Raw genomic sequence first — 3919 nt, forward strand, 5'->3', positions numbered from 1 at the left:
TAACAATCATTACTACTGCGACAAGGCTGTACTAACATCGATTATCGCTGCCATACCTTATGGAATTACCAGAACCTTAGAGAATATAGTGGGATCTGAAATATCACCACCAGCTTGCAGGTATATCGCTGAGCGTCTTTCAGCCGGCATTTCTTTTATACTTCTTATGCTCTTCATGATAAAGGAGCTGAAGAGATCAGAAAAACCTCTATTTCTTCCGGTACTGGCTCTTGGGACCGGGAGCATTCTGCTTCCATATTCAACTCTGCTTTACGGCCATGTACCAGCGGCGTTTTTTCTCTTTATGAGCTATTATTGCCAGAACAGAAATAAATACCTTCAAGCGGATATCTTCGGTGCAATAGCAGCTGCAACGGAATTTCCTGTGATGCTTCCATTTCTGATACTTGCGGTTTATCGCGGCAGGAAATACTGGAGTCCAGTCAAGATACTGCGTCTGGCAGGAATTATCCTGCTTGCATTCATGCCTCAGCTTATTCACAACTGGATCGCCTTCGGCAGCCCCCTGACCATGGGCTACTCACTGGAAACGGTCGAAGCTTTTGAGGGAATGAATCAGGGGCTTTTCGGTTTTACTCTCCCTTCCCTCAGAGCAATCTATATACTGCTTCTATCACCTGAAAGAGGTCTTTTCTTCTACATGCCATGGGCAGTCCTGGGAATCGCAGGATTTTTCATCAGCAAACGTTTTACTTCAGTACTGAAAACAAATCCGCTTCCATTGATAACAGTTTCATACATCCTGCTCTTCTCTGCTTATTATATGCCAACAGGCGGATGGGCTTTCGGTCCAAGGCATCTTATTCCAGTAATACCGTTTTTCGCAATAGGGCTCGCAAAATTCGCATCATTAAGCAGAAAACATCTGTTCATGGCTGTCGTTCTCGTACTGCCATCAATACTCATCGCACTTACCGGTACATTCGGAGAAGTACATCAACCTGTTCATGCGATTGAGAATTCACTTCCCATTCCGCAATGGAATATCGGCATAACAATGATGTCTGATGGCCATCATTCACTCTGGCTGCTTGGTTCCATGGGATCTGTGATCGCTTTTATTATTTTACTTCTTCTCTGGGGAGCTGTACTGAAAAATAGTAAATTCACGTGGAGAGGAATCGCTGGATTACTCATATGGATCCTGCTTATTATTCCATCCGGGTTTAAGCACTGGGGTGGAAAAACAGATTATTACAGAGGAGTTCTTGCGGAGCACAGACAGGAGTGGGCTCTTGCAGCTGAATATTACAAAGCCGCAATCCTGGATCCTTCAGCTCCAGAAATTGTCCTTGACAGGTTTGAATTCTGCAGATCAATGTATTTGATCGATGAAGGTTATGAATTGGAATTTTAGACAATGTATAATTTAGAACCATGAGTTATGGTTTGACTCAACCATATACTGCATTGTATGATTATTTAAGAATAATTCATCAGATATTAAGGAAATTAATGTGGCAAATTTCGCGGTAACAGGGGTTGCTGGATATATAGCTCCGAGGCATCTCGATGCTATTACAACCAACGGGCATAAAATTGTCGCCGCATTGGATCCGCATGATTCCGTGGGCATTCTGGACAGGTATTGTCCCGATGCTAGATTCTTTCCCGAACCGGAAAGATTCGATCGGCATATAGAAAAACTTCGAAGAACAGGTGAAGATATTCGGATCCACTGGATGAGCATCTGTTCGCCTAATTATCTTCACGATGCACACATCAGAATGGCCTTCCGGGTGGGAGCTGACGTTATCTGTGAAAAACCAATCGTTCTTAACCCCTGGAATCTCGACGCTCTTCAGGAACTGGAGGGTGAATCCGGATGCCGTGTGTGGTCGGTTCTGCAGCTCAGACTTCACCCTTCGATAATTACTTTAAAAAAGCGAATCAGTGAAGAGAATCCCGATAGAAAATATGAAATCGAGCTGACGTATGTAACGCCGCGCGGACCGTGGTATCTTTCATCCTGGAAGGGCAATACAGAGCGCTCTGGCGGACTTGCCACAAATATCGGTGTACACTTCTACGATATGCTTATCTGGATCTTCGGAGCTGTCGAAAAGAGTGAAATTCATTTATCTGAGCCAACTCGCTGTTCCGGGTTTCTTGAACTCGAGAAAGCACGGGTCAAATGGTATCTATCAATAAACAGAGATGATTCACCACTGTTCAATGAAAATAATGAACCTTCGACCTATCGAGTTATTTCAATCGATGATGAAGAGCTGGAATTCACGCAGGGATTTACGGGTCTCCACACTCAACTTTACAAGAAGACTCTTGCCGGATCTGGTTTCGGAATCGAAGATATACGGCCATCCATACAGCTGATACATAACATTCGCGGATCAGTTCCTATTGGAATAAACAAAAACTCGCATCGATTTGCCGTAAAGTAAGGATTGATATGTCCGATTTCTTTGTTCACGAATCAGCTTATGTAGATAAGGGTGCCGCTATCGGCAGGGGAAGCAGTATCTGGCATTTCAGCCATATCATGGCCGGGGCGGAACTGGGTGAAGGATGCACCCTCGGTCAGAATGTCTTCATTCAGAGTGACGTAAAAATCGGTAATTACTGCAAGATACAGAACAATGTTTCTGTTTACGAGGGTGTAATCCTCGAAGATTATGTTTTCTGCGGACCTTCAATGGTCTTCACAAATATAAAAGATCCCAGGTGCAAATATCCTCAGAGAGGTTCGGAATTCTATGTTACAACACTGGTTAAGGAAGGAGCATCCATCGGAGCAAATGCCACCATCGTATGCGGCAATACTATCGGAAGACACTCATTTATCGGTTCAGGAGCCGTGGTAACCAGTGATGTTCCCGATTATGCTCTAATGGTTGGTATTCCCGCAAAACGAGTTGGTTGGGCATGCGAATGCGGGAAAATTCTACCTGAATTTGACAGAAATATTCAGTGTCCCAGGTGTGGAATAGAATATTATCTGGATGAAGACGGACGGTTGGTTCACAATGTACAGGAATAAGAAAATAGGCATCGTTGTTCCAGCATACGATGAAGAAACACAGATCGAGCACACCATCCGCTCAATGCCGGATTACGCTGACAGAATAATCGTAGTCGATGACTGGAGCAAAGACCGCACTGTGGAGATCGTCGAGCACCTTGCGGAAACTGACAATCGCATTCTTTTAATCCGCCATGAGAAGAACGGCGGCGTCGGCAAGGCTATAGGAACCGGTTACATCTGGTGCAGAGAAAATGATATTGATGTCGCTGTAGTGATGGCTGGCGACGGCCAGATGGATCCGGATGACATGCCCGCGCTTCTCGATCCAGTCGTGGAAAACCGCGCTGACTATACAAAAGGCAATCGCCTTATCACAGGAGAGGCGTGGAAGAAAATCCCCCGTGTTCGGTATCTCGGCAACTCCGCCCTTACTTTACTTACGAAAATAGCCTCCGGTTACTGGCACGTTACCGATTCTCAAACCGGATACACCGCTCTGAATCATAAAGCTCTCCACCTGCTTCCCCTCGAAGACATCTACCCTCGATACGGCATGCCGAACGATTTTCTTGTAACCTGTAATATCTACAATATGCGTGTGATGGATATACCTATCAATCCGGTTTACGATATAGGCGAGAAGAGCGGCATAAAAATATCGAGAGTTCTTTTTACTCTACCTCTGCTGCTGCTTCGGCTTTTTTTCCGTCGAATGGTACAGAAATATATTATTCGCGACTTTCATCCTCTTATATTTTTCTACGCCTTCGGCTTCTTTCTGTTCCTTCTGGATATTCCCCTGATTATCCGGCTTTTCTATTTCTGGGCAACGTCTTCATATATCCCGAAAATAAACGCCCTTGCCATACTTTTCTGCACATTCATCGGATTGCAGTCGATACTCTTCGCGATGCT

4 protein-coding genes are annotated in these 3919 nt (G+C 44.8%); all 4 read left to right on the forward strand.

Features of this window, described 5'->3' with window-relative positions; translation table 11 throughout:
• Nucleotides 1-1378: hypothetical protein (locus K8R76_09165; protein ID MCD4848348.1), on the forward strand; the 1378-nt coding region annotated here is incomplete at its 5' end.
• A gap of 100 nt (nucleotides 1379-1478) precedes the next feature.
• Complete coding sequence (locus tag K8R76_09170) at nucleotides 1479-2423, forward strand: Gfo/Idh/MocA family oxidoreductase (GenBank protein ID MCD4848349.1); 945 nt, start codon at nucleotides 1479-1481, stop codon at nucleotides 2421-2423.
• Nucleotides 2424-2431: 8 nt separating this feature from the next.
• Nucleotides 2432-3019 carry an acetyltransferase gene (locus K8R76_09175; protein ID MCD4848350.1) on the forward strand — a complete coding sequence of 196 codons (588 nt, stop codon included), beginning with the start codon at nucleotides 2432-2434 and terminating at the stop codon, nucleotides 3017-3019.
• Nucleotides 3006-3919, forward strand: a 914-nt coding sequence (locus K8R76_09180) for a glycosyltransferase family 2 protein (GenBank protein MCD4848351.1), incomplete at its 3' end; no start/stop codon positions are given. The genes K8R76_09175 and K8R76_09180, both read left to right, overlap by 14 nt.

Source organism: Candidatus Aegiribacteria sp., from assembly GCA_021108435.1.
GTDB lineage: Bacteria > Fermentibacterota > Fermentibacteria > Fermentibacterales > JCC-6 > Aegiribacteria.